We start from the raw sequence: 26,505 nt of genomic DNA, 5'->3' as shown, positions 1-26,505 counted from the left end.
CTGTCGCCTGACGATAATGAGCCAGTAGTTCTTCCGTACTCATGTGGTTAACGATCGCAATCCGTTTCGGCATAAGACGTAGATAGATACACTGCAACGATCCCAGCTTTATTATAAGTATTTATCCGAACTTGATATTATCCCACTGTTTAATTTAGGTGTACCCCAAATATAATAATTTTCTATTAAAGCGAGCTGTGTAAGATAATTATGAATAAGCTCATCAGTGATTTCAGGTCTAGTCTTAATTTTAACTTTTTATCAGAAAGAGGAAAGCCTTATAGAGACAAGGGAAGAAAGAGTTTTGTGTAACCCAGCTTGCCACCAGGCACCATCCAATCATCAATTCCTTAGTATTCGGCAGTTACACTACTTCACCTGACACCCTTGCATAAGTAGATTAGCTTTCGTCTTCATCATTTTCCGATTCGTGCAACAAAGCCTTTTTATAACTTCTTCAGGTCTCCATGTGGTTCGCCATGACTTTTAATTCTCAGTGGCGATGCCATGATATACACAACTCCCTCAACCAGTTCAGCTTTTCTTAAATGTGGCATTGCCTGATAGCGCCGCTCAAATTCGTAGCGAGATAAGCGATCGCCATTTTCCAAAGGTAAAACTGAAATAACTTTTTTAGGAGGTGCAACCATCCCTTCGTCCTCTTTACCCAAATTGTCCAAACTGAATCCAAATATTCTAATTTGGCAGTGCTGCATCCATTTTACTACCGCACATGAAAAAGCTCTTGTGCAGCGATTAGGGGTTTAGCCCACAAGGGACGTTATACCATTTTGGATTTTAGATTTTGGATTGGGAATTACCTTGGTGTGTCTGGTTTGATGTGAATCCATCTATTAGTGTTGGCATAATAATTAAAAGCAAAAACCCACACTGCACCCAATCAAGGAGTCAATGTGGGTAATTTATTCCTGTAACGGGAATGTAGTTAGCGAAACATACTACTAACTGAAGTATCTTCATGAATTCGCCAGATAGTTTCTCCCAACAGATTAGCTACTGACAGCACCACTAGTTGTGGAAAACGATTGTTTTCTGGTATGGGAATGGTATTGGTGACAATAACTTCCTCAAACAAACCACTAGACAACCGCTCCATTGCTGGTGGAGAGAATACCGCATGAGTTGCACAGGCATATACCTGACGCGCTCCTTCTTCACGCAGTAATCTCGCTCCTTCTGCGATGGTTCCCCCAGTGTCAATCATGTCATCCACTAACACTGCTGTTTTACCTTTAACATCGCCAATGATATTTAACACTTCAGCAACATTATGTGCCTGACGACGTTTGTCAATAATCGCCAGTGGAGCATCATCCAGTTTTTTTGCAAATGCCCTAGCTCGTGCTACACCACCAACATCGGGAGAAACAACTACCAGATCGGGCAGTTCTTTGCTTGCTAGATAATCCAGCAATACTGGTGAACCATAAACATGGTCAAAGGGGATGTCAAAATACCCTTGAATCTGAGCCGAGTGTAAATCCATTGCGAGAACGCGGTTGGCACCTGCTTCCACAATCAAGTTAGCAACCAGTTTGGCGGTTATTGACTCTCGTCCTGCCGTTTTGCGATCGGCACGAGCATAACCATAGTAGGGAATTACTGCCGTTACCTGTCGCGCAGAAGCTCGACGACAGGCGTCAACCATAATCAATAATTCCATCAAATGATCGTTGACGGGTTGACAACATGGCTGGATTAAATAAACATCACAACCTCGAATCGATTCTTGGATTTGAACGTAAAGTTCTCCATCCGCAAATCTTTTGCGAATCATTGGTCCCAAGTCCATGCCCAGATAACGAGCGACTTCTTGAGACAGTTGTAAATTGGCAGAACCAGAAAACAGCCGCAGGCGATGATTATCGTTCAGTCCTGTTGCAGATGGTTGCACTTTGAAAGTTGCAGAACTGAGCACAGCAGATCCTCTATGTGCATTCATAGTAATATTATCATTAGAGATTTAATAGATTTAACCAAGAAATAGCCTAAAAAAACATCTGTAAGTTTTGTTGAAGCTTCCATACAAAATTTAAACATTTTTCCATGAAATTATTATTCGCTACTTATCTAGTCTTCTTGGCAAACAAGCTATTCATAGCTTAACTGACATCAAGTCGATGCACTAGGTCTATAGTTCAATTTTTTGGTTGAGGTAAATAAGCCTAATTGCTTAAACATTATTGGTGTGCTAAGTTCTTATAATTACCTCATTGATAGCTGACAGTAAAGCATTGACAACTTTAGTTGATATTAAAAAGTTTGTTCTCACACAGTATAGCACTTGTAACTAAGTAGTCAAAAAGTAGCCTATTACTCTATAGTCTACGCATTGACAAAAGTGACAATTATTATAAAGCCTAAAAAAAGCTAGCAGTGGACAAAATTTATCCACGCACTAGCAAGTTTTTAGATAAAGATTAAATAAAGATGTTTTTTTGATACTTAATCTTACTTAACACAAGTAAGTTCATTTAAGTAATCTATTGTAAATATTTTTACTTAAAAGATTTTAGTTGAATATCATTGATATTGAATTTGTCTGCGAACATCCTGTCAATTAGAAGCTACGAATCACATCTGAACTAGTTAGTGACCGTATTATTGCTGAGATAAAATTAGTACTTTTGGGTATGCTTGATTTTTGAGTGGTTGCGATCGCTCTACTTGGGTGCAGCGAGAACTGCCTCTGCCCAGCGATTCAAACGAATCGTAATTTTGGATGTTGGGCTAGCGCCAAGGGGGTCTCCCCCATGAGCGACTGCCGTCGCAAAGTAAAGCGCAGAGGTACGCAGAGATTTGTACCTCAGCAGACTAGGAAACGCTATAACACTATTCTTTATAAAGACGCTCGCTACCTATTTTATTGTGCAGAAGCTTGGCTTACACAAGCACAGTTAGCCGATTGCAATTTTTTATTTTTCCACAGGATTGATTGAAAAAGAGATGAGTGATTTGTATAACTTCGATTCTCAAGTTAATTTTGAATATTTCAAAATTTATCGTTTTCTCAGGCAGAGAAATTGAATTGAGGAGTTATGCAGTAGGAAACAACCTTGCTCTGGTAGAGTCTACTTGTTGAGTATAGTAGAATATTGCCGCAGGTAACTGTCCGTCCCCTCTTGGACTTAATCTTTGTGGGTGACTTCCTCCTCAGTTGCTACTACACTCAATCAACCGATCATGCAACCACCGATTACAGTTGGCACTGTCTTGCAAAACCGTTACCGCATAATTCAAATTCTCGGACAAGGAGGATTTGGTAGAACCTATCTGGCAGAAGACCAGAGGCGCTTTAACGAACTTTGCGCGATCAAAGAATTGAATTCAACAGCAAGGTCGGCTTTGAATTGGGAGAGGGCACAAGAGCTTTTTCACCGAGAAGCTGCCATTTTATATCAAATCGAACACCCACAAGTGCCGAAATTTCGGGAAAGATTTGAGCAAGACCAACGCTTATTTTTGGTGGAGGACTACGTTGCAGGTCAGACGTACCGCACTCTGCTGGCTGAACGTCAAGCTGTGGGTAAAACTTTCACAGAGGCTGAAGTATTGCAGCTGATAGAGTTGTTGTTGCCTGTTTTAGAGCATATTCACAGTCGAGGAATTATTCACCGGGATATCTCGCCAGAAAACATTATTTTGCGAGATAGTGATGCGAAACCTGTGTTAATTGACTTTGGGGTAGTGAAGGAACTGGCAACGCGTTTACAATCGCCAAATAATCCCCTGCCAGAAAGCACCGTGGGAAAATTAGGCTACTCTCCCAGCGAACAAATGCAAACAGGGGGAGCTTATCCTAGTAGTGATTTGTATGCATTAGCGGTAAGCGCGATTGTTTTGCTGACTGGTAAAGAACCAAAGGATCTATTCGATCAAAACCAACTAACTTGGAATTGGCAGCGGTGGGTAAAAGTGAACCCGCGATTTGCTCTAGTGTTGAATCGAATGTTGAATCATATACCGAGCGATCGCTATCAAAGTGCTACTAGTGTATCTCAAGCACTACAACCTTTACACGAAGTCAGTCCTCCGAATGTGAATGTGTCTAACTTGCAAACAATGGCAGTTAGTCGCCGTCCTGACTTAGTAGCACCAGCAACTTCGCCCAAGAAAACCGCTCCTGTAATTCCATCAAGTCCCACAAACTCAATTTTGGATAATCCGTTAGCGATCGCCGCAATTGCCATTGGTGTAGTGATCGTAGCAGGATTTGGTTCTTGGGCATTAGTCAGTTCCATCCGCAGTCAGTCAAAAACATCAGATGAGACGCTTCCACAAAATTTCCCTTCACCAGTAATTTCTGGTGGTACTACATTCACACCGACACCGACATCTATACCCACACTGACACCAACACCGACATTAACACCAACATCCACACCTACTAACGATCGCCCTGTTATATCTACTAAGCGCCTCAAGCTTACAACATCTAACCCGATCGCGGTTGAAGGTACTCTCAAAGCAAATCAAATCATCCAATACAGCTTTTTTGGACGAGAAGGCACTAAATTAAATACGTCTATTGACCCAGGAAGCAGCATTTTGCTAACAGTCTTAAGTCCCAATGGACAACCAATTGAGAATACTGCCCAACAAGTCACATTTTATCAAGGCACATTGTTGGTTACTGGTAGATATACTATTGAGTTAACTCTGCTTTCAGGAGTTGCCGAAAGCAATTACAATCTCAATGTTGCATTAGAAAAACCAGTCAAACCAATTTCCACAGAGACACCTTTGCCAATTCCCACAGAGACACCTTTGCCAATTCCCACAGAAACACCCTTGCCAATTCCCACAGAGACACCTTTGCCAATTCCCACAGAAACACCCTTGCCACTTCCGACCATTACTGAAGCGCCGACTTTGCCGCCGACTGATGGAACCCAACCATTTTCTGGCCAAAGAAATTAATGTTAAACACACTACTGATTACTGGAACTGATACAGAAGCTGGTAAAACTGTTTTAACAACAGCGTTAGCAGCTTATTGGCAAAAATATTATCCGCAGCGTCGCTGGGGAATTATGAAACCGATTCAATCGGGGATTGGCGATCGCGAGTGGTATCAAAAGCTATTCGTGCTAGAACAATCTGCTGAAGAAATTACACCTTTATATTTTCAAGCACCTCTGGCTCCTCCCATAGCAGCAGCAAAGGAAAATCGCCAAGTAGATTTAGCACTTGTGTGGCAAGCTTTGTCTAAGTTGCGATCGCAGCGTGATTTTGTACTTGTAGAAGCCTTGGGAGGGTTAGGTTCGCCAGTAACTGAAGAATTAACGGTAGCTGATTTAGCGGGGGAATGGTGTTTACCAACAATATTGGTAGTCCCAGTGAGATTGGGTGCGATCGCTCAAGCAGTGGCGAATGTAACATTAGCTAGACAATCGCGCGTCAATCTCAAAGGCATTGTTTTGAACTGCGTACAAAGACGAACGGATGCAGAAATAGCCGACTGGACACCATCTCAATTGATTCAATCACTCACTAACACGCCAGTTTTAGGCTGCTTACCTTATCTAGATAACCTGACTGATTTAGATAAACTTGCTCAAATAGCATCAGATTTAGATTGGGAAACACTAATACCAATTCAAAATTCAAAATGACGCTCGCGGACTCGCTTGCCGCCGGCGCTAACAAAATTCAAAATTAAGAAAGCCAGACACAACAAAGGTATGTCCGTATGTATCTGTTGCATTCTTTTTTCAAAGTGGTATAACACTTGAGAATGATTTAAATTGACATTACCGAAGGAAGGCAGGGGAGAAATCAATTCAAAATTCAAAATTCAAAATTCAAAATAAAAGAACTTCTGCCTCTTGCCCCCTGCCTCCATCCTAAATAGCTTTCATTGACAGACTGACAATGAATGTCGCCCCTTGTCCAATTCCTGGACTTTCGGCTAATACTGTACCACCGTGTAATTCTACCAAGTGACGGACGATCGCTAACCCTAATCCTAGTCCGCCATGCGATCGCGTGCTGGAACTGTCAGCTTGACGAAAGCGTTCAAATACATGGGGTAGGAATTCGGCAGCAATTCCCGCGCCCGTATCACTCACGCGAATTTGCACGTAAGATTCAATGCACTCTAATTGCACATCAACCCTGCCGCCCTTGGGTGTAAACTTGACGGCGTTGGAGAGCAAATTCCACACAACCTGTTGCAAGCGGTTGGCATCGCCCACAACTATCTCCACTTTCGGGTCGAATTTACATTTGATGCTAATCTCTTTAGCCTGGGCTGCTGGATACACAGTATCAATTGCCGCCTCTACAAGCGATACAAGTTCAACCCGCTCCCTCCTTAAATGGAGTGTGCCTCTAATAATTCGCGATACATCGAGAACATCTTCAATTAGTTGTGTCAGGGATCTAGTATTACGTTCAATTGTCTCTAGTGCCCGGCCAGTAGTAGCTAGATCGAAGTTGCGAGTTCTAAGTAGCTGTGTCCAGCCCAGTATAGCATTGAGGGGTGTACGGAGTTCGTGGGAGAGTGTGGCGAGAAACTCATCCTTCATTCGGTTTGCAGTTTCGGCATCGGCGCGTGCTGCTTGTTCGCGTTTCAGCAGTTCTTCGCGTTCTTGCTCTGCTTGCTTGCGATCGCTAATATCAATCATGAACCCATGCAGTAACTGTGGGCCATTTTCATCCCGCACTACATTTACAATGTCATATAGCCAGACAACTCTGCCATCAGCAGCCAACATTCTGTATTCAAATTCGTAATTATTTAGTGATAGAGAAGATTCTTGGCAATACTGAATAGCCCACTGCCGATCTTCTGGATGCATATTTTTTTCCCAGAAATTATCGGTGTACCAGTTTGACGATGGATAGCCTAGAATCTCAACGGTTTGTGGCCCTACGTAAGTAAAATTCCCAGTATTGGCATTTACCTCCCAAGGAATCACGCGGACTTTTTCGGTAAGTGTTTTTAACCGTTTCTCGCTTTGTTTGAGAGCTCTTTCTGCTAACTTGTGAAGTGTAATATCTGTGACAAGGGCAACAAATCCTGCAACTTTTCCCTCCTGACTGAACTGAGGAATGTAAGTGACATTCACGTAACGGTTTGTGCCATCTTTATCGGGTAATTGGGTTTCGTAAGTTACTTGCTCTCCTGAAAGTACTGCTTCTACATAAGGAAGAATAGACTGATAAACCGACTCTCCCAAAATTTCTCTAATATGTTTACCAGAAATTTCGGAAGCAGGAAGCTCATACCAGTCTTCATATTCTTTATTATTAAAGCGATAACGCTGCTCGCTATCAACATAAGAAATTTTGACGGGCACAGCATTGGTAATTAGGCGCAGTTCATCTTCTCGTTGACGGAGTGCTGCTTCGGCTCGTTTGCGTTCTGTGATGTCGCGTTGAGTTCCCCACGCTCTCACTAAAAACCCATTTTCGACAATTCCCACTAGATTATTCAAAAAATATTTAGAATTACCTTGCTTATCTATTTCATGAGACTCGGCATCAATTAGTCGGTAGTTAGAACGGATAAAGTTACGCAGGTATGCAATATTATGTGGATCGGAGGCAACAAGAAAGTCTCCTAATCTGACACCGATAATTTCTTCGGCACGAGAACAGCCATACATCTGTGCCATAACATTATTGCATTCTGCCAAGTAAACATATTGGTAAAAATGTTGAATTTGTTCATCTTCTGGACAATCTAGCGAAATTGGTACTTCCAGTTCGATGCACCAAATACCTTCTGAACTCTGCTCTAAAAAAGTGCGGTAGCGTTCTTCGCTTTTAGAAAGGGCAAGTTCTGCTTGTTTGCGTTTGCTTATATCAATCACAAAAGAAATAAGATCATTTTGGTTATTTTCTAATAAAGCAGAATCTAACAGAACAGGAACGCGGCTCTTATCTTTGCGGATGTATTCGTTCTCAAAAGGCTGACACACGCCTTTAGTTTTGAGTTCTGCGATTGCACTGTTGTTAGTTTCAATATATTCTGGTGGGATCGTGTCGTGCCATCTGACTCGTCCTGCTAGCAAATCCTCCTGAGAATAACCTACCATTCGTAAAAAAGCATCATTAGCTTCTGCGTAGGCGTAGCCCGCCGTAGGCATCGCCCCGTCCATATTGGCTACAATTACCCCAATAATGTTGGACTCTACCAACCTTTTAAATCTGGCTTCGCTCACCTGTAGTTTCTGCAAACTCGTTTGAAGATGTTGTTTGGCAGTGCGTAATTCTGAGTTCAGCAAGTTAATAATTGTTGTCACCAGCACAAACAAGCATAAGCGCAGTATGTTGTCAAGACTTGCAACCAAGAGCGAAAACACTGGTTCTAAGAAAAAGTAGCTGACGGCTAAAGTAGACAAAGCAGTAGCCAGTAACCCTGCTTCCATACCGCCATACCAAGCACTAACCGCCACGGCAGCAAAAAATAGCAGAAAAATACTTGGTTTGAGTAGTGGCTGTAGCAATAGTGTTAATAGCAATACGCTACCAACAGCCAATAGTGCCACAACATAAGGCGCTAGAAGGGAACGTGTTACTCTCAATGTCGCTTCTCCTTTTATGCAGCTAGCTAAAAGATTATTCCCAAAATCAGCTAGAAAATGCGTAGGCGTAGCCCGTCATAGACAATTTTAAAAGCATATATTTTGCCTTCTAATTGTGAATTTACCCAAAGAAAAAAAGTAATAAAAGTCAACCCAGGTATTAATATAATCTGCGCCTGCAATTACAGATGTTTCAGCATGTAAAATTCGGACAGGTTATTGTTGGTTTACCATAGGACATTCCGTGACTAATGAGCGCATCTAGTTGGGTTTTGTCGGAGTTAGTTGGATGAATCATGCACTTTTTGCGTTATTAGTAATCAAGGGAGTGGTGGGATAAGGGAGACAAGGGAGATAAGGGAGATGAGAGAGAATAACTGTTAACTCCTAACTCTTAACTCTTAACTCTTAACTCTTAACTCCTCACTCAGCACTCAGCACTCAGCATTCAGCACTCTCAAATGGCTCGTACCCCTACATTAAATTTTGATCGTGGCACATTAATTTTGCATCCACCACCACGCGGTAAAGGTTGGATGGACTATGCTACGTGGGATGATAGAGTTGAAAAATTCCGCATCCCAGCAATTAGATACCGATCGCTAGTGGAAGCACTACAAGCGGAAGATGTGAATTTTATCGATGAGGCGAAGCAATTTTATCCTGTAGATTTGGTTCCTACTCTGGAAATGGAACCTTATTCTCACCAGACTGAGGCGCTAGCAGCTTGGAAACTGGCGGGTAGGCAAGGGGTGGTTGTGCTTCCCACGGCGGCGGGAAAGACTTATTTGGCGCAAATGGCGATGCAGTCAACGCCACGCACGACGCTGATTGTAGTACCAACTTTGGATTTGATGCATCAGTGGTATGCACATTTAGTAGCGGCTTTCCCCGATGCTGAGGTGGGATTACTAGGAGGTGGTTCGCGGGATCGAACGGCAATTTTAGTTGCAACTTATGATAGTGCCGCAATTCACGCTGAGACGTTAGGAAATCAATATGCGTTGATTGTTTTTGACGAATGTCATCATTTACCCACAGATTTTAATCGGGTAATTGCTGAATATGCGATCGCACCTTATCGCCTGGGACTCTCCGCAACACCGGAACGTACTGATGGCAAGCACGCTGACTTAAATATCCTCATTGGTCAAGAAGTATATCGCAAACGTGCTGAAGATTTGGCAGGGAAGGCGTTAGCAGAACATGAAATTGTCCAAATTAAGGTAAAGTTATCGCAACTTGAGCGGGAAAGATACAACCAGTTAATTCAAACCCGCAACGACTTTTTGAAGCAATCAAAGATTTCTTTGGGGAGTTTGCAAGGTTGGCAAATGTTCGTGCAAATGAGTGCTAGATCGCAATCTGGACGTAGGGCAATGTTAGCGCATCGAGAAGCGAAAGATATCGCTTTGGGTACTGATGGAAAGTTGCGAATTCTGATTAATTTATTAGCAGAACATTATCCATCACGAATTTTGATTTTTACAGCGGATAATGCGACGGTTTACCGCATTTCTCAAGAGTTACTCATTCCGGCAATTACTCATCAAACTCCTGTGAAAGAACGGCATGAGATATTAACCAAGTTTCGCGAGGGTAAATATAATACTTTGGTTGCTTCTCATGTGTTAAATGAAGGTGTTGATGTCCCGGCGGCAACTGTTGCAATTATTTTATCGGGGACTGGTTCGGCTAGGGAGTATACTCAGCGGTTGGGTAGGGTTTTACGGAAGGGAAATATTGAGAATAAGCAGGCGATTTTGTATGAGGTAGTGGCAGAGGATACGAGTGAAGAGGGGACTTCGGCTAGGCGGAGAGGGGAAAGGAAGGCAGGGGGAGCAGGGGAGGCAGGGGAAGCAGGGGGAGAAAAAGAAAAGAAAGGGAAGTTACAGGTTGTGTATGGGAGTGGGAAGGAAAGGAGTTTGAAGGCTGCGGAACAGTTAGAAATTAATTATTCAACCGGAAGTTCAAAATCTAAAATCCAAAATTCAGCAGATGTTACCGACAGATTTACTGATGCATCGCCAAAACGGGGAGGAGATCATCCCGAAGAGACTGAAGATTGATCGAGCAACTTCGGAGTTGGCGATTGAGTTAATTAATTCTTTTCAATCAGCAGTGGGGAAGACTCAAGGTATGCTTGAGCGACAACTAACTGATTTTGAAGGAGATTCTACAGATTATCGGGTGAAGCGGGGGTTAGCTTATATTCTCAAAAGTAGTTTTTGCACTTTTGAGGTAGTTAGTCCTTTGGAACCACAAATGTTAAGAGAACGGATATTTTCGTTGGCTGCAAAGTCTGTTTCAAGTCGGGAATCGACACAAGTTACTTTGAGTAAAATTGCTGATGAGTTAACTCAAGAACTTGAGCGGGAAGTTTTATTGGAACAGGTTCGGAATGGACTATATGCTGATTTATCTGAGAATAAGATTTTGACAGTGTTTGATGCACCAACAGCGCCAGATTTATTAAATAGATATAACTTATCTCAGGTGCAAGGTGTGTTTTATAAGGCCAGTCAATTGGTGTTAAATGCTCACCGGAATGTTCCCGGAGAATATAAGTTGTTATTTCGCTATTTAAAATTGTTTCAATTGATGGCTTATATTGAAGGTGATGCTGACCACGGGTTTACAATTACCATTGACGGCCCGACTAGTTTATTTAATCCTAGTACACGATATGGGTTAGCGATTGCTAAACTTATTCCGGCTTTACTTCACGTTACTAAATGGAGTCTTTCTTCGATTCTTCAAACCCGTGACGCTTACACAAATACTTGGAAAACTGGACGTTTTACTCTCAATTCTGAATGTGGTTTGGTATCCCATTATCCACCAGGTAAGCCCTACGATAGTATGTTAGAAGCATCTTTTGCTGATAAATGGGATGCATTGAAAAGTGGTTGGGCACTAGAGCGAGAAGTTGATTTGATACCGATTCCTGGTAGTGTGATGATTCCTGATTTTCGCTTGGTGCATCCTGATGGACGCACCTTCTTGTTAGAAATTGTTGGTTATTGGCGACCAGAATATTTACAAAAGAAGTTTTCTCAGGTGCGACGGGCTGGACGTGATGATTTGATTTTGGCAATTTCCGAGCGACTTAATTTAGAAAAGGCGGGAGTAAAATTAAATGATGTCCCCGCCAGAATTGTTTGGTTTAAAGATAAGTTATTGCCAAAAGCTGTGTTAGCTGTGATGGATTGAACAAGGAAAAATGACTGGGTAAATCATAACTAATTTATGCGGAGATGATATAATTTTTTAAACCCAAAATGTAACTTTTACCGATTGATTTGGCAATAAACGCGGATCTTCTCCACGAGATATAGCTGCCATAATTGACTCGACAAATATATGAATTGTGTCCGCAGGCGTATTATAAAATTGTGTCCCGTATTTAGCGATCGCTTCTCCCTGAATACCCAAAATTTCCACATCTTGGCGGATAATGTGTTGAGCAGTCCACCGCACAAAGGGACGTGCTAACTTATTCCAAATACCATAGTTATAGGTGACATCGGTGTAAACCAGAGTTGAATTATCGGTTTCTGGAATAGATTGACTGGTAATGAACAAATGGCGATTATGTGCCATTTTATATTCCACAGAGGTAATATTTGGCATATAAAAGCGATCGCTATGTTTGATCTCTGCACCCTGCAAATTCAGAAAACGGCTGTACCATCCCAAATTACTGTTTTCGTTGCGATACTCCACCAAAACCGAACCATGACAGCGTTCTACAGTCATCTCTAACTTTTGTTGGCGGGAAGTACGGAAAACACCAGGATGAACAAAAGCCGTATGGGGAATATCAATAAAGTTCTCTGCACAATTAGTCACATTGTTAGCAAAACGGTTAATTACCCGCACCGTCTCCCATCCTGTTTGTTGGTAGTGAGGCATAGAAAAGGGTTCAATATTAAGATTTGGGGCAACACTTGGGGTATCAGCTAACCGCACATAAACATAGCCATCTTGTTCTTTGGTAGCGTAACACTTGGCTCGACGCTGTGGGGAAGGTTTGAAATCATCTCCTTCGGCTGGAACAGCAATCACGTTTCCAACTCTGTCATATACCCAACCATGATAGGGACATTGTAAAGCTCCGTCACAAATTTTACCTGATGATAGACGGCTATTGCGGTGTAAACAGCGATCGCGCAAAGCTACGGGTTGTCCATCTTCACCGCGAAATATCGCTAACCATTCTCCTAAAACGGTGCGTGATAATACCTTGTTAGGTTGTAACTGTTCGCTGAGTGCGACAACATACCAGAAATCTGCAAATTGCATGGTAGGTGGTGGGGAGAATATAAAAAGAGTTATGCGTTATTTCGCAAAACCTGAAATGGTGGATTATTGGTTTCCCATAGGCGAATTTCCGAGTAAAGCTGTGTTTCGTAGAAGTAAATTTCTTCATAAGCAAGTAGTAAAATTCCCTCAAGAGTGTTCTTACTATCATCACTATTGGGTTTAACATCAATAGCTGGGTTAGAACCAATAGCCTTCCGTAAACCGATTGAGAGAATTTCTACTAAATCATGACCACGGCACACTTGCCAAGGATCATGGCTACTGCTTTTCTTGTTTGTTAGTCGTTTTTGTATATCTTCATTTGTCAATGAGTAAGCTTGGGATTTATTTATTACTTCTGTAATCAGTTTAAGTTCATTAATTTTCAAAGTTTGGCTATCAACAAATTTGCTGAATTCAATGCCATCAAATTTCAAGTTTAATCCATCAGATTGAGATACCCAGACCAAATAGCCAACTGACATACCAGATTCAAGCAATGCGCTTCTTAAATCTCGACCAAACTTGATAATTTTCTCCTCTGAACCAAACAACGTAATCACCTTATCAAAGGCAAGAGAGTTGATCAGCATCGTTTCGAGGTCATGAGTATCGGTGCGGAGTAAATTAGGAATTGTGACTGGTGTATTTTGTAGGTGGTCAAAATCTGCATCAACAATTGCTAGAATTCCCTGAAAATTTGATGTTTCCAAAATTGCTAAAATCTCAATAGCACACTGCTTACTGGATGGTTTTCCCGCAGTAATTTCTAAATGACAAAGTTTTTTATCAACAAATCGTTCATAAAAAACTTTGTCAGAACTTCCTTCTACTAATAAGAAAGCTCCTGAATAAGTCTGTCTCAATTGTCGAATTTTGTTAGCAACACGGTCAACGGTCAGAAATTCTCTCATTTTCCTAGACCTTTCAATTCAACCGTTAAATCCCAGCGATCTTGAATGATATCTGGTGAATGAGTAGCCAGAAGAATATCTAAATCAGCAAGCTTGGTAATTTCTTGCAAGTCCTTTAAAAATTGCACTTGCCAGCCTACATGAAGAGATAACTCGGGCTCATCAATCAAGACTAAGGAATTAGGCTGAACTTTAAATAGTAGTTCATATAAAAGAACTAGCTCATGTTGTTCACCCGATGATAAATCAGTTGGTGATAGAGTTTTTGAATCAGATAATGAGGAATTGTAAAGTGTTGTAAACCTAAAACCCTTTTCTTTGCTAAAATTTACTTCTTTATAGGAAAATTTATTGTTAATAATCTTCTTCAATAAATTAATTTTAGTCGCTATTTCAGTAAAAACATCTAGCTTTTTTTCCACATCATCAACATATACTGATAAAGCATTTTTGGTACTTTCATCTATGTCTTGTGGTTGAATTTGAAACTCTGAATCTTCATCTTGATCTAAAAGACCTACTTCTATAAGACGAAAACGAGTTTCTTCAAGTTCATTGAGTTGATTACGCAGTTCTTCCTCTGTTAAATCTGGTGATGACTGTTGTTTTACTACCCTCATGGGAAAAGTTCTATCAAGAGATTGAGAGATTGTGCCATATTCCTTAAACTTATCTTGCATGAGTTTGGCAAGTTCATCAGAATATGCGGATACAGTTGACAACATTGAAGATGTTCTGTCATCTGATTTGGAACGGCGATTAGGAACGAAGTTTAATAAACGTTGCGACTCTATTAAGCGAACATGGATCTTGTTCTTTAATTTTCCTAGCCAATCAGGTTCTTTTTGTGATTTAAAATCTAAGGGTAACAAATTATTAAAACGTTCTAAAACTTCATCTAAAGAAAGAATTTCTTTAGTAGGAGTATAGAGCCATTTCCTAATTGCTATTCGTTCCAATCCTGGGATAAAATCATCTAAAATACTTATTGGAAAATTTTCCATGTCAGGGCGAAGCTTTGGCTCAAAATTCACTATATCTTCATTTGTATTATGAAAAGTAAAAATAAAGTTTTTCTCTATTTTTTTTGAATCATCAGCATTTTTTATGATCTCAACATTACTATCATCATCAAAATCGACTCGAAAATTTCTGAAGGGAATACTTCGCAACTCTGAATATCTGGAGTTAAAAAATCCATTCAAAATTCTCAATATTGCTGTTTTTCCAAAACCGTTCGGTCCATGAATGACAGTTATTCTATCATCTATATTCAACGGAATTAGATGGTCAAAAATTCCAAATAAGCTGCTAACGGAAATTTGCTTAATTCGCATAATCATTAAGTCCTATCTTTGAGATCGTGCAATGCTACAGTGTATCTATCATTACTGGAAAATAAGGTTTTCTAATTCGCTTTTAGTAGGTAAAAATTAAATAGTATTGGGTAATAAAAATAACTAATTGGCAATGAAATCCGATATAATATCTAACTTGCTAGAGAGATTGAAGATTTTAAATATAGCTCGATTTCCACCGCTAGAAAGTCACTAAACGTATCATGACTTTTGACAAAATAAGGCTCTTGCTGCCCTTCGCAATATGAGTAAGTTGGTGGATTATCACCTTCTGAAAGCCTGAAAAAGCTAAACTGATAACCCTGGTGCATGAAAAATACAAAAGCATCCTCTGGCAAAGCTTCAGGAAAATTATTCTCTACCAAAAGTTGTTTAGCCCATTCTTGAATTTGCGGTAGATGTTGGTAAAAGCAATTTGAACCACGCAAAAACTTCCCTGCACCATGCCCCATCAACTTGAGAAAGTCTTTGTAATTACTGGGCAAAGTAATACCTTGTTGTTGCTCAAATTGAATTATTTCCAAATTTGAACATGGTGAAAGCTGATTATCGTTAAAAATAAGCTGAAGTGGTTCGGGTAAATTGCGAATTGACATTTATACCGACTCCTTTACGCAATGTTTCCGTGATATATATTTAGCTGAATGTTCGGGAAAGTTTGCCTAAACTGCTTAATGACATACTCACACGAATCACATGGCTCTCTTTCAGTGAATAACTCAATCTTACTCTTTACTTCTCTATTATTTGTATATTTTTGGGCGATTGCTTCTAATATTTTGTATTCTGAATCTAAGTCTCTTCGGTGGCCGGTAACTTCAAAGGTTTTTAACATCGGTTGAGTCGGTAAAACAACCGCTCCCTCTCGTAATAGCTTACCACTAAAGGCGAATAGCTCGGTAAACGTCTCATCTAGCCATACTCTAGCAATAGCAACATTTCGGGCTGGTGCTGGCACGTTACAAGTTTTACGAATTTCTGCGACGCGCTTTAACCAATCCATACTTGCTCTTTTAATTGTTTTTAAATCACCATCTAAATCTTACGAATTTGAACATTCTCTGTAACATCAACCTGACAAGCTAACCGTGCATGAGGATAATTAGCTGCTAACGTCTCCAACATTTCCTGTTCATCAGGTTGAGGAGGAGGAATATCACCAATAACCTCAACCAAACAAGTGCCACAAATACCAGTCCGACAACCAAACAAAACAGGTGAATTCTGAACCGTGAGATGTTCAGACAAACTTTGATGACATTCCAAAGTTATAGAAACAAAATCACTTCCTGGAAACGATATCTTACAAAAATCAGCCATAATACGCAATAATTTTGCCTAAACAACACTCTTCCATTCTTCTGTACGTCTCTGCGTCTCTGTGTGAGATAAAAATAAATTACTTTGGTGTTCAAAACCTTGAAAAGCCCTTTGTTGAGTCGCCAAATATCGAGAAATTGAATTAGTAGCCATCAGTGACATATCTCGATTACGTTGCCAAAGATAATCGAGTTTTTCAATATACACTTGATAAGATTTCATCGCCTCCTGATGAGTTAAAAAACTGCGGTGTAATCCTTCCGATTCCTCGGTAAAACAACGCCGCATCATTTCTTTAGCATCTTTGTCACTCATACCAAAAATAGGCGATCGCAACACCCGATAAATCTTGCCATACAGCGCCGGATCGTACCAAAATATCCCGTTAATCGCCGCCGAAAAATGAAAATGATCGCGCTGACATCCTAGCAATCCTAAATTAGCCACCAGTCGCTCAAATGCAGTTGGGGGCTTAAGACAAGTGATAACATCGTGAGATATAATTGTCGAACTATTGAAGTGAAAACTTTCATCCATGAAGTGATAATAGGAAACTTTAGCAGGAATTGGAGCAGTTTCAGGATGGGGATGTTTTTGATAATAATTGCTGAGTTTGTGCTGTACTAACTTGCCATTTAGCGTCCGCACTCCCCGGACTGTAAAATACTGACAAGCCAAAAAAGTATTATTCGCAGAAATCAGCCCAAAGTATTGAAGTTGAATTTTTTTCCACCAAGTTTTTAGAGCATTGGTGTCAGCATAAACCATCGTTTCTGTAAAGGGGCCGCGCATGGGGTAGGTAAAGATAAGTTCCCCAAATAACGCGTGTTCAACCTGTTTGGCAATTGTGCGGAAAGCGTTAATGTGCGATCGCTCTTGAGAAGATTCCAAGTCTAAGGTATCGCAGATTAAGCGAAAATCTTCTTGGGCGTAAAGTCCGGCTGCACTGGTTTGATTGAAAAAGATAGTTGCAATTTCCGCAGAAACAATTTGTGAGTAGTAAGCTACCCAGTAAAGTTGATTCAAAATTATACGCTGATGTTGGCTGGACTGTTCCCATAAAGGTGTACCGTATAGCAGGGAAAACTCTTCTGGGTTCCAATACTCGTTTCGACAATCTTCATAGCGAAAATTGGTGACAGCTTCATCCATTAAAGCAGTATGGTCTTGCTGTTTGTTGCGAGTGTGGTTAATTTGTAATTTGCGATGAATAGTTTTTTCCATATTCGTTTTTATTTCACGCAGAGATAAGATTGAGATTTATTACACACATTGATGGGCGGGGAGTGGTTCAAAGGCTCCGCGTTCTTCTAAATTTTGCACGATAGACTGGGCTGATGTTCCCCCCATGAGCGATCGCAATATTTGTAATCGGGTTCCACTGTGGGTTTCGGTATCCAGTTCTTCTAAAATTTGGATTTTTTGCGATCGCATCAGATGTCCTTTCACTTGTTCGATTGCTTTTAGTAAGCTTTGCGGCCCCACCTGTACCATAAACAAAAACTGTGCCAATATATCAAGAATTGTTGTTTGACTGAATGCTGAAACAGTAATTTGATTAAACAAGGTAGTTCCCGTGGCGTGATGACGGGATTCAGATTGTAAAAAACTGGCAAAAAGTTCTGCTAAAACTGGATAGCGGCATTCCTTTGCTAAACGCCGATAATGGCTTAAACCCCATCCTTCTAAAACGACTTGCAGCACAAACAACAAAACTGTTTTATCTGCACTTTCAACTACTTCTGATAGTAAGCGCAAAAACCGATCGTCCGTATTAGTTACTTCTATTGCTGGTAAAAAATGGCTAATTTGGTGAAGGTGGGTAGCTTCATCAGCCGTAAATAATCCATAAAGCATTCGTTCTTCAACTGTTTCTGCTAACAGTACCATTTTTGCCATATAGCCAACCCCTGCTTTCTCGATGAAATATGATTCTTCTAATAGACTGCGGTTGGCAAGTTCCAGAATAGCAGATTGTTCAGTAATATTAGATTCTTGAAAAATTTTAACTTTATGTAAGTTAAAAAATTCAGCATCCCAATAATTTAATTGTGGATAATTATGATAATTATTCTGATTAGATAAAGCTGCTGTTAATATCCGTCGCAAACGGTCATCAGAATTTGTGTGTGGTAAGTCAAAACCAACAATCTTATATTTTGAATCCATGTTCTGGGTTAGGTGTTGATACAGTTTGAATATTTGGATAATTAATAGCGTTCCAAGTTCCCCAGGTTAAAGCTTTCTGATGATTAACGTGCTGAATAAATTCCAGAATAGATCGATCTGCTTTAGTAGGAGTCTTTAAATCAAACTGAATTGTTTGAAATACCTGTGTATCCCCTTTTGCAAAATAATTACCAACTTGCTGAGTTAACCATAACAAACCACGATTTAAAACCCATCCCCAAAATCCTGGGCGTTTAGGAGTGACAAGAATTGTTTGCCCTTCAGTTTTACCACCTTCAATCGTGCGCAGTGTAAATATAATGTAGAAGTGCAGAAAATCCGGACCTAACGTCACAGTACCAGTACTGCCATACCAGTAACACATACTATAAGTAACTTCGTTGCGATATAGAGGACGAATCAGGCGAATTAACCAGGAATCATCCCCTCCTCGTGTAGTGTTGCTAAAAGTAATAGCGTTGGGGTTGAGGTTTTGAGAATCAAATATAATCTCTAAAGGTAGATTGTGTACTGTATTGAAATGGTGAGCATCAATCGCATTAATTAGTAAGACATTGGGATGGCAGTTTTTGACAAATTTAGTCCCCAATATGTAATCACAATTTGTTTGTTCTAGTTCTGGTACAAAAGGCAGCGAACTTGGCTTTTCTTCTCCCACCCAAACCCAAATTATGCCGTACTTTTCCGCTGTATGCCAAGTTTTAATACACACAGTTAGCGGTTTTTCGAGAGAAGGAACATCTACACAAATTCCGCGACTGTCATACTTCCAATTATGAAAAAAGCAGCGAATTTCATCACCTTCTACCTTACCTTCTGCTAAATGAGCGCCCATGTGTGGACAATAAGCATCTATAGCTACTACCTGACCACTAATTCCCCGATAAATTGCCAGATTTCTACCTAGCAAAGTTATAGCTTTTACCTTGCCAAGCTTTAATTTTTTTGATGGTAATGTCCAGTACCATCCTTCTATAAATTGTGTTGGATTATTAAAGTTTAAGTGTGGGTTGGTAGATGGCATAAAAATTAAATAAGAACACAATCTTGCACAAACTTTAATGATGATTCTGACTTCCACATCCGTTGTCCAGAACGGGTGAGGTTGTCATAATTAATTTCAGTTAAACAAACTAATTCATCACCTAAGCGATAGCCAGGATTTTTTTCCTCAAAAAACTGAATATGAGGATTAGTTTGTCGTCCTGATGGAATCTCAATCAGCCCTTCCCGTAAAATTTGGGGATGCGGAAACCGGACAATACCAGTTGCTTCTTGATATAAGTTACCATAATATTCCTGTGCCAAATTATCCATTAGATGCTTAATATCAGTAGGTGTTGTGACATCATAACGCGGATAGAAATCTTGCCAAAAAGTAGGGAGAAAACGATAAGTGCGAAAACCAGAGCAAATTAGCAGCCAGTAAAGTTTATTTTCTGCATAATTTTGACGCAGAAAATTGATGGCGGCAATCCAACTACGTGGTAGTGTTGTACTCGACCAAGCACTAGGATCTACAATAGTGTCGCCAGAATACACCACACTAATTTTTTCTCCCAAAAAAGTCGTTTGGCATAACATCAGAGTTGAAAATCCTTTGAGTACGTTGGATGTTTCATCTCTCAACAACAAAACCCAGTTTTTGCGCTCTAGATCGATTTGAAAGCCATCCCAGGTTATGCCTTGAAAGTGATTTTGCAGCAACGCATACATGGCGGTGCGATCGCTTGGCTGCAAATTTTGAACAGGAATCAGCAAACTCTTCATTATTCGTAAATTACTTAAATTCGATTTGTATTATATTTAATTAAAACTTTATCGACTATTATGGTAAATTTACGGTGTAATGTGACAGATTCCAGAATGGTTATTTACGTTACAATTCCGTATTCACATCTTGCACCCTCTCAATAAGAGTTAATGGAAATCGCCTACTCTACAAAATAATTAAGATGTATTTAGATTGAGAAACAAAACGCAACATTATCAAAGCTTTTGTTGGGTTATGCGATCGCTAACCCAGTCTACTATTTTACACCCCTATTTTTTGACCATTGAGACGGTTCTAGCTGATTTACATACTCCATATATTCAGCTAATGGCCGATCGATACTAAGCAGTAAATTCGGATTAAAGCGAATATTATCGTAAATTTTGCCATCCTCATCTCTGAGCATATAGTAAGCTAACCGAGTACAGAATAACAAAAATTGACTTTGTAGATACCCTAGAATACCTTGACGTTTTTCAGTTACATAAATCGGTTGAATTATCGTTTTTCCAGGTGAAATTGGAGTATAAGCATATATCATATACAGTGGCGGAAAAAGCCTGACATCTTTCATCATTGTTAACAAACCAATGCAACCATGAGCATAACGCATAGAATACTGATATGTAGAACCAAGAAATCTTTGACCTAACTTTTCTCTCCAAGTAGTTTGAGGGAATTGTCCCCGCATTGTAAAGTCAATTTGCGTGCCTAATTCGCTGCGATGTAGCGACAAATCCATTTTGATGTCTAAGTGATGAATTGTTTTTAAATGTTGAGCATCAATCCCGTTCATCATACAAATATGATGATGGCAACTTCTGGCAAATGCAATATCAGCTTGTGCAACAATTTCTTTTCCCTTCAATTCATCAAAATCAGCTACTCCCTCTGGTGCTTTAGCATCTGGATAAATCCAGATAAATCCATACTTTTCCTCTGTTGCATAAGCTTGTAATTTAGCTTGAGTAGGAATTTCTGATTGACAGGGAATATTTTGACAAATTCCTGTTTCATCAAATGCCCAATGATGAAATGTACAACGAATCCAATTACCATCAACCTTCCCAATTCCTAAATCTGTCCCCAAATGAGGACAATAAGCATCCAAAGCCCGTACTTGCCCATCTTCACCTCTAAAAATGGCAATTTTTTGACCGCATACTTCTACAGATTTTGCTGTTTTTTTAGGGATTTCATGACTAGCACAGGCAATATACCAACCCTTAGCAATCACATCCCAATTGTTGAATACTTTCATAATTATTTGATAGATAATTATTTAATATTTCTTGTCGTTGGCGAATATCATCTCGATATTTACCCGCCAAAATCCTAAATAACATTTTACCTAAACAATAAGAAGCCCGCCAAGAAAATACAGCATCTTGTAAATCAATATGGCTACGCTCAAATAAAAAATGTCCAGTTAATCCCAGCAATTGAGTTAACGGTAATCCTAAGAGTAACCAAAAATTTTGCAACTTCCAAGTAGAAAAAAGTAAACTGTAAAAAAAGAATATTCCTAGAATGTGTAGAGTAATATTAATTGGATGTTGATGTTTAAGAATAAAAATATCCCAATAGTCTGTAAAAGGATGAGCCAAAATTTGATTATTAATCCGATTTCTCAAGCTTTGTTGAAGATTAGAATTGATATTACTCATAAGAGAGTTTGTGAAAGAGCGATATATTTTATACATCAATAGTCATTATCAGCCACACAAATACCTTTACATTTAATACCGTTCGTAGCAGTGCGCTGACAATGAGGACATAGAACTTTTTCATTTTCTGTATCTTTATTTATGTTTATACTACTGCTTGCCTGTAGCTTGTCTTTTTCGGTCTGGAGTTTTTCATTCATAAGAATAGAATAATTTTCTGCTGTTTTAATTTTACAAGTTATTGAGAAGTGATTATCTGTGAGGCACAATTGCTGAATAAAGCGATCGCTCCATCTGCCGTAGGTATCACACTATGTTGTAAATTAGGCGAAAGCTCAACCCTAACTCTGTACTCATGAGTCTCCATCCCCTCTTGAAATTTGATATTTCTGAACTCAGCATTGCAGAACGTATCCAACTGGCTGAAGATTTATGGGACAGTATCTTAGAACAGCAAGAGGAACTGCCCTCGAGTTCAACACAACAACAGGAATTAGATCGACGCTTAGAAAATTACAAAAAAAACCCTACAACTGGTTCTAGTTGGGAAGAGGTTAAAAAACGGTTAAGATTCTCCTAATGAACTATAACCTGATTATTCAACCAGAAGCAGAATATGATATTCAGGATGCATTGAATTCACAAGTATTTCACCTTATCTCAAGCATTGGGATCAAGTTAAGCTATACCCATTTAGTGCCAAGAGTGCGATCGCTGTAGGCATAGCTCTACAGATAAAGTTCTCTTTCATAGATATATTATATCGATATATCAGATATGATATAAAATAGTATGGGAGATCAAAGTAAGCCTTTAGTTTGGTTACATGGTGAAGTTAAAACCCCACCTTTCACCCAAGAAGCACGCATAGAAGTGGGTGTTCTGCTCAGACAATTACAGGAAGGTGAATCCCTTGGGTTGCCACATTCACGCCCTATGCCAAGTATAGGAATTCACTGTCATGAATTACGTATTCGAGATGCAGATAAAAACTGGAGAATCATTTATCGAATTGATGACGATGCAATCTTGATTGTTGAAGTCTTTAATAAAACAACTAGAACAACATCCAAAAACGTAATTGAGGTTTGCAAAAAGCGCCTGAGCAAATACGATATCGATCAACAGGAGTAATGTGATGGATCGAGCTAAGAAAGAACGTTTGGAATCTAAAGGCTGGAAAATTGGCACAGTTTCAGATTTTTTGGAGTTAACACCCGAAGAAACTATCTTGGTTGAAATTAAGCTAGCTCTCAGCCAAAACTTGAAGGAGCGCCGACAAAAACTGATGACTCAAAGTGAACTCGCTGATAAGATTAGTTCTAGCCAACCTCGAATTGCTAAAGCTGAAAATGGCGATGCTTCAGTATCAATTGAATTGTTGATCCGGGCAATGTTAGCAACAGGTGCAACTCCTCAAGATATTGGACAGGTGATTGCTGGTGTGGGGTAAAAGCAATTCAATGCTCCCCTCTCAAGCCTCCGTATGAGATAATTCAACAAGGAAACAAAACAGTTCCCAACTTTTCACGCCCCAAGCGATCGCTCACTTTCCCCCGACAAACAACTAGAACCCCATTAATATAAACACCTTGCACAATTTCATCCGAACCGCGCTTAACCATCCGAGGTTCACCATCTAAAACGGGATCTGATATCTGCACTTGCGGGCTAATTGGCTGATTTAAAGCATTAGGATCGAGTAAAACTATATCTGCTTTTGCACCAACTTTCAGAACTCCCGTATCCAGACCAAACCAACCAGCAGGTTCTCCGGTAACGCGGCAAATCGCAGCTTCCGGTGAAAGGAATTTCGTTGCCACAGCTTGTTTTAGCAAAGATAAAGCTCCATCATAGTAGCCCAGGTTACGGACGTGAGCGCCAGCATCGGTAAAACCAGGCAAAATATGCGGATGCTGCATCATTGCTAAACGGGGTTTTAGGCGATCGTTCGCTCCTGTCGCCACCCAGCGTAAATCTGTATCGTATTTTTGTAATGCGTGGATAAATAAATCCACTGGTTCTTGTTGCTTTTGACGAGCAATTTTGGCAAAACTTAACCCTTGCCAACTTGCTTCGGGACAGTGAATAACTTCCATCAAATCTAACTGACGATGGAATGATTTACGCCGTTTACTCAGCCATTCTTGGCGAAACTGACGACGAAAAACTTCCGATGCCCATAATTGTTGTCTTTCTTCTCGTGACTGACAGCCATTGAGTTGTGCGCCTGTGGAGAATTCTTCAAATAAGGGAGTCACAGATCCATCAGAGTAAATGGTGAAAGGTTCAGTTAGGGTTTGAAAGCGCACATTACCATTTAGAAGCCGATTCCAAATAAAAAGTAGGGGGGAAAATATTCGCCATAGGTTGCGATCGTGTACGGCATCTAAGGCTGAGAGGACTGTTAGCCGCAGTGGTTTTTGTCCAATCCCTGAACCCATCCGCAGAATATCTACAAAGGAAGCAAGTCGTTGTAAATTGGGTGTGACTTGAAAAACACGTTGGCTACGCCGACATAAATCCGCCAACATTGCATATTCTTTAAATTTGGCATGTTGAGAAGGAATTGTGCAGCCTTGCCATTCTCCACTCATCCGATGCCAAGGAAACATATCAATAGAAATGCCAATAAAGCCAGCATCTATTGCATCTCTGGCTATGCGCTGCATAAGTTTTAGTTCAAATTTTGTTGGCTGAACGGTTAAGCTGCGTTCTAATCCCATCACATAAGCGCGTAAAGCACTGTGTCCAAACATTGCGGCAACATTGGGGCCAAGGGGTAACTGTTGCAAATGCTGTAAATATTCTGCTGGTGTCTGCCAGGAAACCGACTTTTGTAGCCATTTTGCAATCAGCCGATGGGAAAGTGTTTCTACCCTCTGAAAAATATCAGCCAGGATTTGGGGTTGGGCGATCGCAACAGACAAGCTACAGTTACCAATAACCACGCTGGTAACACCATGACGCACTGATTCGCTCAATCCTGGTGCAATTTCTACCTCTAAATCGTAATGAGTATGAATATCTATAAATCCCGGTGTCATCCATAACCCAGAAGCATCAACCACTTCACGCGCTGGGGTAGTTAAGGAAGGTGCAAGGGTGACAATGCGGCCATTTTGAATTCCGATATCTTTGCGCACAGGTGGAGAGCCTAAGCCATCGAAAATTAACCCGTTTTGAATCAGCAAATCCAACATGATTGTTTGTTTTCCTTTGATGTCGCCACCGGAAAGGGCGGGTACGCCATCGCATTACAGGATGACGCAAATATTCATTGCTACATCTTAATAGTAGATAATCGGGAACTCCTTCAAGCGATCGCTTGGAGGATGTCTAAGAAGTTTCAAATATTTGTTGATTCCCCCTAATTCCTTTAAAAAAGAGGGAATAAGAGTCTTAAAGTTCCCCAATTTATCGGGGGATTTAAAGGGATTTCTAAAGGTTAGGTGTATACAAAAAAACTTTTTAGACATCCTCTTAAAGTTGCAGATGTTACTTAACTTTCACATACATCGAAGCAGGCATTTTTGTAACTAGCAATTTCAGTTATCTCTATCTGTCTTATGTAATAAGTCCTATACCTACCCTAAGTAGGGTTATCTATCTATATTTGTTCGTTAAGTTGTATGAAGTATTGAAAGCAAAATACCTTTAATTTAGTTGGAGTTTTTTATGACTTACACAATTGATGAAGCAACAAGACCAGCTTTAGAAAGTTTTCAACGCTTTGATGTAGATACTCAGCTAGCCCTACTTTGGTTCGGTTATCTCGATCTTAAAGAGCAGCTACAACCAGCACCTCCTCCAAGCGTTGAACAGCCTGCCAAAGCAGTGTTTGACAAATTCCTGGACTTGTCTAAAGAAGAGCAACTGCAAGCACAACGCGACATTATTAATGGTGCAGCTAACGATGTCAGCCAAACCTATAATAGTCTAAGTCCCAATGCCAAATTAGACGTTTGGTTTCTGTTGGCACAAGGAATGGAGGATGGAAGCATAATTCAAGTGCCCTCCGACTATCAACTACCTGGTGAAACGGATGAATTTGTCGCATCGATCAAAAATCTAGAGTTTGAGCAACGGATTAATTTCATGTTGAGTGTAGTGGAAACAATGGGTTAGTCAAGTCCAACAACTCTCAAACTTTCTAGAATTAAGGATAACTCAAAGTACCAAATTAAGCTAGACTTGGCTATTTTTGCTTTACTTTAATAGACCTTAACTTAGAACTACCGCAGAGATAATCTTTGCGGTAGTTTTGATGCAATTTTAAGATAATAACCCAAGTTGCGGGTTATCAAGCTGTGGGTACTTTGCACTTGAATAGTCGTGCGCTCGTTCAGGACGAAGTGGCGATTGCACGTCGCGCAACCGCCACCTCAATTAACTCAAAAATACAGATACTGAATTAGATTA

General features: G+C 40.1%; 24 protein-coding genes and 1 pseudogene. 9 read left to right on the top strand and 16 right to left on the bottom strand.

Going from position 1 to position 26,505, the window contains the following annotated elements:
- Nucleotides 1–458: 458 nt before the first annotated feature.
- A pseudogene (locus tag RMY32_RS22605) lies at nt 459–650 on the bottom strand (hypothetical protein); the annotation flags it as partial.
- Nucleotides 651–946: 296 nt separating this feature from the next.
- Nucleotides 947–1,963: a ribose-phosphate pyrophosphokinase gene (locus tag RMY32_RS22600; protein ID WP_322673646.1), complete on the bottom strand. Its 1,017-nt coding sequence runs from the start codon at nt 1,961–1,963 to the stop codon at nt 947–949.
- 1,241 nt (nt 1,964–3,204) lie between these two features.
- Here RMY32_RS22600 and RMY32_RS22595 point away from each other — a divergent pair.
- Both RMY32_RS22595 and bioD read left to right on the top strand, forming a co-directional pair.
- Nucleotides 3,205–4,941, top strand: a complete 1,737-nt coding sequence (locus tag RMY32_RS22595; protein ID WP_322710292.1) for a protein kinase domain-containing protein — start codon at nt 3,205–3,207, stop codon at nt 4,939–4,941.
- On the top strand, nt 4,941–5,636 hold the full coding sequence (gene bioD, locus RMY32_RS22590) for a dethiobiotin synthase (protein WP_322710291.1): 696 nt from the start codon (nt 4,941–4,943) through the stop codon (nt 5,634–5,636). Before RMY32_RS22595 ends, bioD begins: the two co-directional genes overlap by 1 nt.
- A gap of 231 nt (nt 5,637–5,867) precedes the next feature.
- On the opposite strand, the gene RMY32_RS22585 is transcribed toward bioD, so the two are convergent.
- On the bottom strand, nt 5,868–8,555 hold the full coding sequence (locus tag RMY32_RS22585; protein WP_322710289.1) for a PAS domain S-box protein: 2,688 nt from the start codon (nt 8,553–8,555) through the stop codon (nt 5,868–5,870).
- Between the two features lie 461 nt (nt 8,556–9,016).
- Here RMY32_RS22585 and RMY32_RS22580 point away from each other — a divergent pair, with 461 nt between their 5' ends.
- Both RMY32_RS22580 and RMY32_RS22575 read left to right on the top strand, forming a co-directional pair.
- Nucleotides 9,017–10,624: a DEAD/DEAH box helicase gene (locus tag RMY32_RS22580; RefSeq protein ID WP_322710288.1), complete on the top strand. Its 1,608-nt coding sequence runs from the start codon at nt 9,017–9,019 to the stop codon at nt 10,622–10,624.
- On the top strand, nt 10,554–11,768 hold the full coding sequence (locus RMY32_RS22575; protein WP_322710286.1) for a DUF790 family protein: 1,215 nt from the start codon (nt 10,554–10,556) through the stop codon (nt 11,766–11,768). The genes RMY32_RS22580 and RMY32_RS22575 overlap by 71 nt, the downstream gene beginning before the upstream one ends.
- A 57-nt stretch (nt 11,769–11,825) precedes the next feature.
- Here the strand turns inward: RMY32_RS22575 and RMY32_RS22570 are convergent, their stop codons facing one another.
- The 12 genes from RMY32_RS22570 to RMY32_RS22515 form a co-directional block, all read right to left on the bottom strand.
- Complete coding sequence (locus tag RMY32_RS22570) at nt 11,826–12,860, bottom strand: aromatic ring-hydroxylating dioxygenase subunit alpha (protein ID WP_322710284.1); 1,035 nt, start codon at nt 12,858–12,860, stop codon at nt 11,826–11,828.
- 29 nt (nt 12,861–12,889) lie between these two features.
- Nucleotides 12,890–13,774 carry a DUF4435 domain-containing protein gene (locus tag RMY32_RS22565; RefSeq protein WP_322710283.1) on the bottom strand — a complete coding sequence of 295 codons (885 nt, stop codon included), beginning with the start codon at nt 13,772–13,774 and terminating at the stop codon, nt 12,890–12,892.
- Complete coding sequence (locus RMY32_RS22560) at nt 13,771–15,111, bottom strand: AAA family ATPase (RefSeq protein WP_322710281.1); 1,341 nt, start codon at nt 15,109–15,111, stop codon at nt 13,771–13,773. Before RMY32_RS22560 ends, RMY32_RS22565 begins: the two co-directional genes overlap by 4 nt.
- A gap of 152 nt (nt 15,112–15,263) precedes the next feature.
- Nucleotides 15,264–15,728, bottom strand: coding sequence for an SMI1/KNR4 family protein (locus RMY32_RS22555; protein ID WP_322710279.1), 465 nt, complete (start codon nt 15,726–15,728; stop codon nt 15,264–15,266).
- 14 nt (nt 15,729–15,742) lie between these two features.
- Complete coding sequence (locus tag RMY32_RS22550) at nt 15,743–16,135, bottom strand: deaminase domain-containing protein (protein WP_322710278.1); 393 nt, start codon at nt 16,133–16,135, stop codon at nt 15,743–15,745.
- Nucleotides 16,136–16,167: 32 nt separating this feature from the next.
- Nucleotides 16,168–16,452 carry a 2Fe-2S iron-sulfur cluster binding domain-containing protein gene (locus RMY32_RS22545; protein WP_322710276.1) on the bottom strand — a complete coding sequence of 95 codons (285 nt, stop codon included), beginning with the start codon at nt 16,450–16,452 and terminating at the stop codon, nt 16,168–16,170.
- 18 nt (nt 16,453–16,470) lie between these two features.
- A complete protein-coding gene (locus RMY32_RS22540; protein ID WP_322710274.1) occupies nt 16,471–17,676 on the bottom strand; it encodes a P-aminobenzoate N-oxygenase AurF in 1,206 nt (401 codons plus the stop codon).
- Between the two features lie 39 nt (nt 17,677–17,715).
- A complete protein-coding gene (locus RMY32_RS22535; protein WP_322710272.1) occupies nt 17,716–18,621 on the bottom strand; it encodes a ferritin-like domain-containing protein in 906 nt (301 codons plus the stop codon).
- Nucleotides 18,605–19,666, bottom strand: coding sequence for an aromatic ring-hydroxylating dioxygenase subunit alpha (locus tag RMY32_RS22530; protein WP_322710270.1), 1,062 nt, complete (start codon nt 19,664–19,666; stop codon nt 18,605–18,607). The genes RMY32_RS22535 and RMY32_RS22530 overlap by 17 nt, the downstream gene beginning before the upstream one ends.
- A 5-nt stretch (nt 19,667–19,671) precedes the next feature.
- The gene (locus RMY32_RS22525; protein ID WP_322710268.1) at nt 19,672–20,412 is read right to left on the bottom strand and encodes a hypothetical protein; all 741 of its coding nucleotides are present in this window, start codon (nt 20,410–20,412) and stop codon (nt 19,672–19,674) included.
- A 260-nt stretch (nt 20,413–20,672) separates the two neighbouring features.
- Nucleotides 20,673–21,677 (bottom strand): aromatic ring-hydroxylating dioxygenase subunit alpha, encoded by a 1,005-nt coding sequence (locus RMY32_RS22520; RefSeq protein WP_322710266.1) that lies wholly within the window; start codon nt 21,675–21,677, stop codon nt 20,673–20,675.
- Nucleotides 21,643–22,083: an Mpo1-like protein gene (locus RMY32_RS22515; protein WP_322710264.1), complete on the bottom strand. Its 441-nt coding sequence runs from the start codon at nt 22,081–22,083 to the stop codon at nt 21,643–21,645. Before RMY32_RS22515 ends, RMY32_RS22520 begins: the two co-directional genes overlap by 35 nt.
- A 355-nt stretch (nt 22,084–22,438) precedes the next feature.
- On the opposite strand from RMY32_RS22515, the gene RMY32_RS22510 reads away from it, so the two are divergent.
- The 4 genes from RMY32_RS22510 (at nt 22,439) to RMY32_RS22495 (ending at nt 23,536) form a co-directional block, all read left to right on the top strand.
- Nucleotides 22,439–22,663, top strand: coding sequence for an addiction module protein (locus RMY32_RS22510; protein ID WP_322710262.1), 225 nt, complete (start codon nt 22,439–22,441; stop codon nt 22,661–22,663).
- Entirely contained in the window at nt 22,663–22,803 is a 141-nt protein-coding gene (locus RMY32_RS22505; RefSeq protein ID WP_322710260.1) for a hypothetical protein, read from the top strand. Before RMY32_RS22510 ends, RMY32_RS22505 begins: the two co-directional genes overlap by 1 nt.
- A gap of 72 nt (nt 22,804–22,875) precedes the next feature.
- On the top strand, nt 22,876–23,217 hold the full coding sequence (locus RMY32_RS22500) for a type II toxin-antitoxin system RelE/ParE family toxin (RefSeq protein ID WP_322710258.1): 342 nt from the start codon (nt 22,876–22,878) through the stop codon (nt 23,215–23,217).
- Between the two features lie 4 nt (nt 23,218–23,221).
- The gene (locus tag RMY32_RS22495; protein WP_322710256.1) at nt 23,222–23,536 is read left to right on the top strand and encodes a helix-turn-helix transcriptional regulator; all 315 of its coding nucleotides are present in this window, start codon (nt 23,222–23,224) and stop codon (nt 23,534–23,536) included.
- A 43-nt stretch (nt 23,537–23,579) separates the two neighbouring features.
- On the opposite strand, the gene RMY32_RS22490 is transcribed toward RMY32_RS22495, so the two are convergent.
- Complete coding sequence (locus RMY32_RS22490; protein WP_322710254.1) at nt 23,580–25,286, bottom strand: D-aminoacylase; 1,707 nt, start codon at nt 25,284–25,286, stop codon at nt 23,580–23,582.
- 475 nt (nt 25,287–25,761) lie between these two features.
- Here RMY32_RS22490 and RMY32_RS22485 point away from each other — a divergent pair, with 475 nt between their 5' ends.
- On the top strand, nt 25,762–26,211 hold the full coding sequence (locus RMY32_RS22485; RefSeq protein ID WP_322710251.1) for an orange carotenoid protein N-terminal domain-containing protein: 450 nt from the start codon (nt 25,762–25,764) through the stop codon (nt 26,209–26,211).
- Nucleotides 26,212–26,505: the final 294 nt, after the last annotated feature.

The sequence above is a fragment of the Nostoc sp. ChiSLP03a genome, from assembly GCF_034531215.2.
Taxonomy (GTDB): Bacteria; Cyanobacteriota; Cyanobacteriia; order Cyanobacteriales; family Nostocaceae; genus Nostoc.
This window is presented reverse-complemented; position numbering and strand designations above follow the sequence as displayed.

What these genes read in the sequence shown, in the direction of transcription:
- RMY32_RS22510 (WP_322710262.1), top strand. Translation starts at nt 22,439, where the DNA reads ATGAGTCTCCATCCCCTCTTGAAATTTGATATTTCTGAACTCAGCATT.
- RMY32_RS22530 (WP_322710270.1), bottom strand. Translation starts at nt 19,666, where the DNA reads ATGCCATCTACCAACCCACACTTAAACTTTAATAATCCAACACAATTT.
- RMY32_RS22575 (WP_322710286.1), top strand. Translation starts at nt 10,554, where the DNA reads ATGTTACCGACAGATTTACTGATGCATCGCCAAAACGGGGAGGAGATC.
- RMY32_RS22490 (WP_322710254.1), bottom strand. Translation starts at nt 25,286, where the DNA reads ATGTTGGATTTGCTGATTCAAAACGGGTTAATTTTCGATGGCTTAGGC.
- RMY32_RS22505 (WP_322710260.1), top strand. Translation starts at nt 22,663, where the DNA reads ATGAACTATAACCTGATTATTCAACCAGAAGCAGAATATGATATTCAG.
- bioD (WP_322710291.1), top strand. Translation starts at nt 4,941, where the DNA reads ATGTTAAACACACTACTGATTACTGGAACTGATACAGAAGCTGGTAAA.
- RMY32_RS22535 (WP_322710272.1), bottom strand. Translation starts at nt 18,621, where the DNA reads ATGGATTCAAAATATAAGATTGTTGGTTTTGACTTACCACACACAAAT.
- RMY32_RS22565 (WP_322710283.1), bottom strand. Translation starts at nt 13,774, where the DNA reads ATGAGAGAATTTCTGACCGTTGACCGTGTTGCTAACAAAATTCGACAA.
- RMY32_RS22555 (WP_322710279.1), bottom strand. Translation starts at nt 15,728, where the DNA reads ATGTCAATTCGCAATTTACCCGAACCACTTCAGCTTATTTTTAACGAT.
- RMY32_RS22495 (WP_322710256.1), top strand. Translation starts at nt 23,222, where the DNA reads ATGGATCGAGCTAAGAAAGAACGTTTGGAATCTAAAGGCTGGAAAATT.
- RMY32_RS22520 (WP_322710266.1), bottom strand. Translation starts at nt 21,677, where the DNA reads ATGAAAGTATTCAACAATTGGGATGTGATTGCTAAGGGTTGGTATATT.
- RMY32_RS22540 (WP_322710274.1), bottom strand. Translation starts at nt 17,676, where the DNA reads ATGGAAAAAACTATTCATCGCAAATTACAAATTAACCACACTCGCAAC.
- RMY32_RS22570 (WP_322710284.1), bottom strand. Translation starts at nt 12,860, where the DNA reads ATGCAATTTGCAGATTTCTGGTATGTTGTCGCACTCAGCGAACAGTTA.
- RMY32_RS22580 (WP_322710288.1), top strand. Translation starts at nt 9,017, where the DNA reads ATGGCTCGTACCCCTACATTAAATTTTGATCGTGGCACATTAATTTTG.
- RMY32_RS22595 (WP_322710292.1), top strand. Translation starts at nt 3,205, where the DNA reads ATGCAACCACCGATTACAGTTGGCACTGTCTTGCAAAACCGTTACCGC.
- RMY32_RS22525 (WP_322710268.1), bottom strand. Translation starts at nt 20,412, where the DNA reads ATGAAGAGTTTGCTGATTCCTGTTCAAAATTTGCAGCCAAGCGATCGC.
- RMY32_RS22500 (WP_322710258.1), top strand. Translation starts at nt 22,876, where the DNA reads ATGGGAGATCAAAGTAAGCCTTTAGTTTGGTTACATGGTGAAGTTAAA.
- RMY32_RS22515 (WP_322710264.1), bottom strand. Translation starts at nt 22,083, where the DNA reads ATGAGTAATATCAATTCTAATCTTCAACAAAGCTTGAGAAATCGGATT.
- RMY32_RS22600 (WP_322673646.1), bottom strand. Translation starts at nt 1,963, where the DNA reads ATGAATGCACATAGAGGATCTGCTGTGCTCAGTTCTGCAACTTTCAAA.
- RMY32_RS22560 (WP_322710281.1), bottom strand. Translation starts at nt 15,111, where the DNA reads ATGCGAATTAAGCAAATTTCCGTTAGCAGCTTATTTGGAATTTTTGAC.
- RMY32_RS22545 (WP_322710276.1), bottom strand. Translation starts at nt 16,452, where the DNA reads ATGGCTGATTTTTGTAAGATATCGTTTCCAGGAAGTGATTTTGTTTCT.
- RMY32_RS22485 (WP_322710251.1), top strand. Translation starts at nt 25,762, where the DNA reads ATGACTTACACAATTGATGAAGCAACAAGACCAGCTTTAGAAAGTTTT.
- RMY32_RS22550 (WP_322710278.1), bottom strand. Translation starts at nt 16,135, where the DNA reads ATGGATTGGTTAAAGCGCGTCGCAGAAATTCGTAAAACTTGTAACGTG.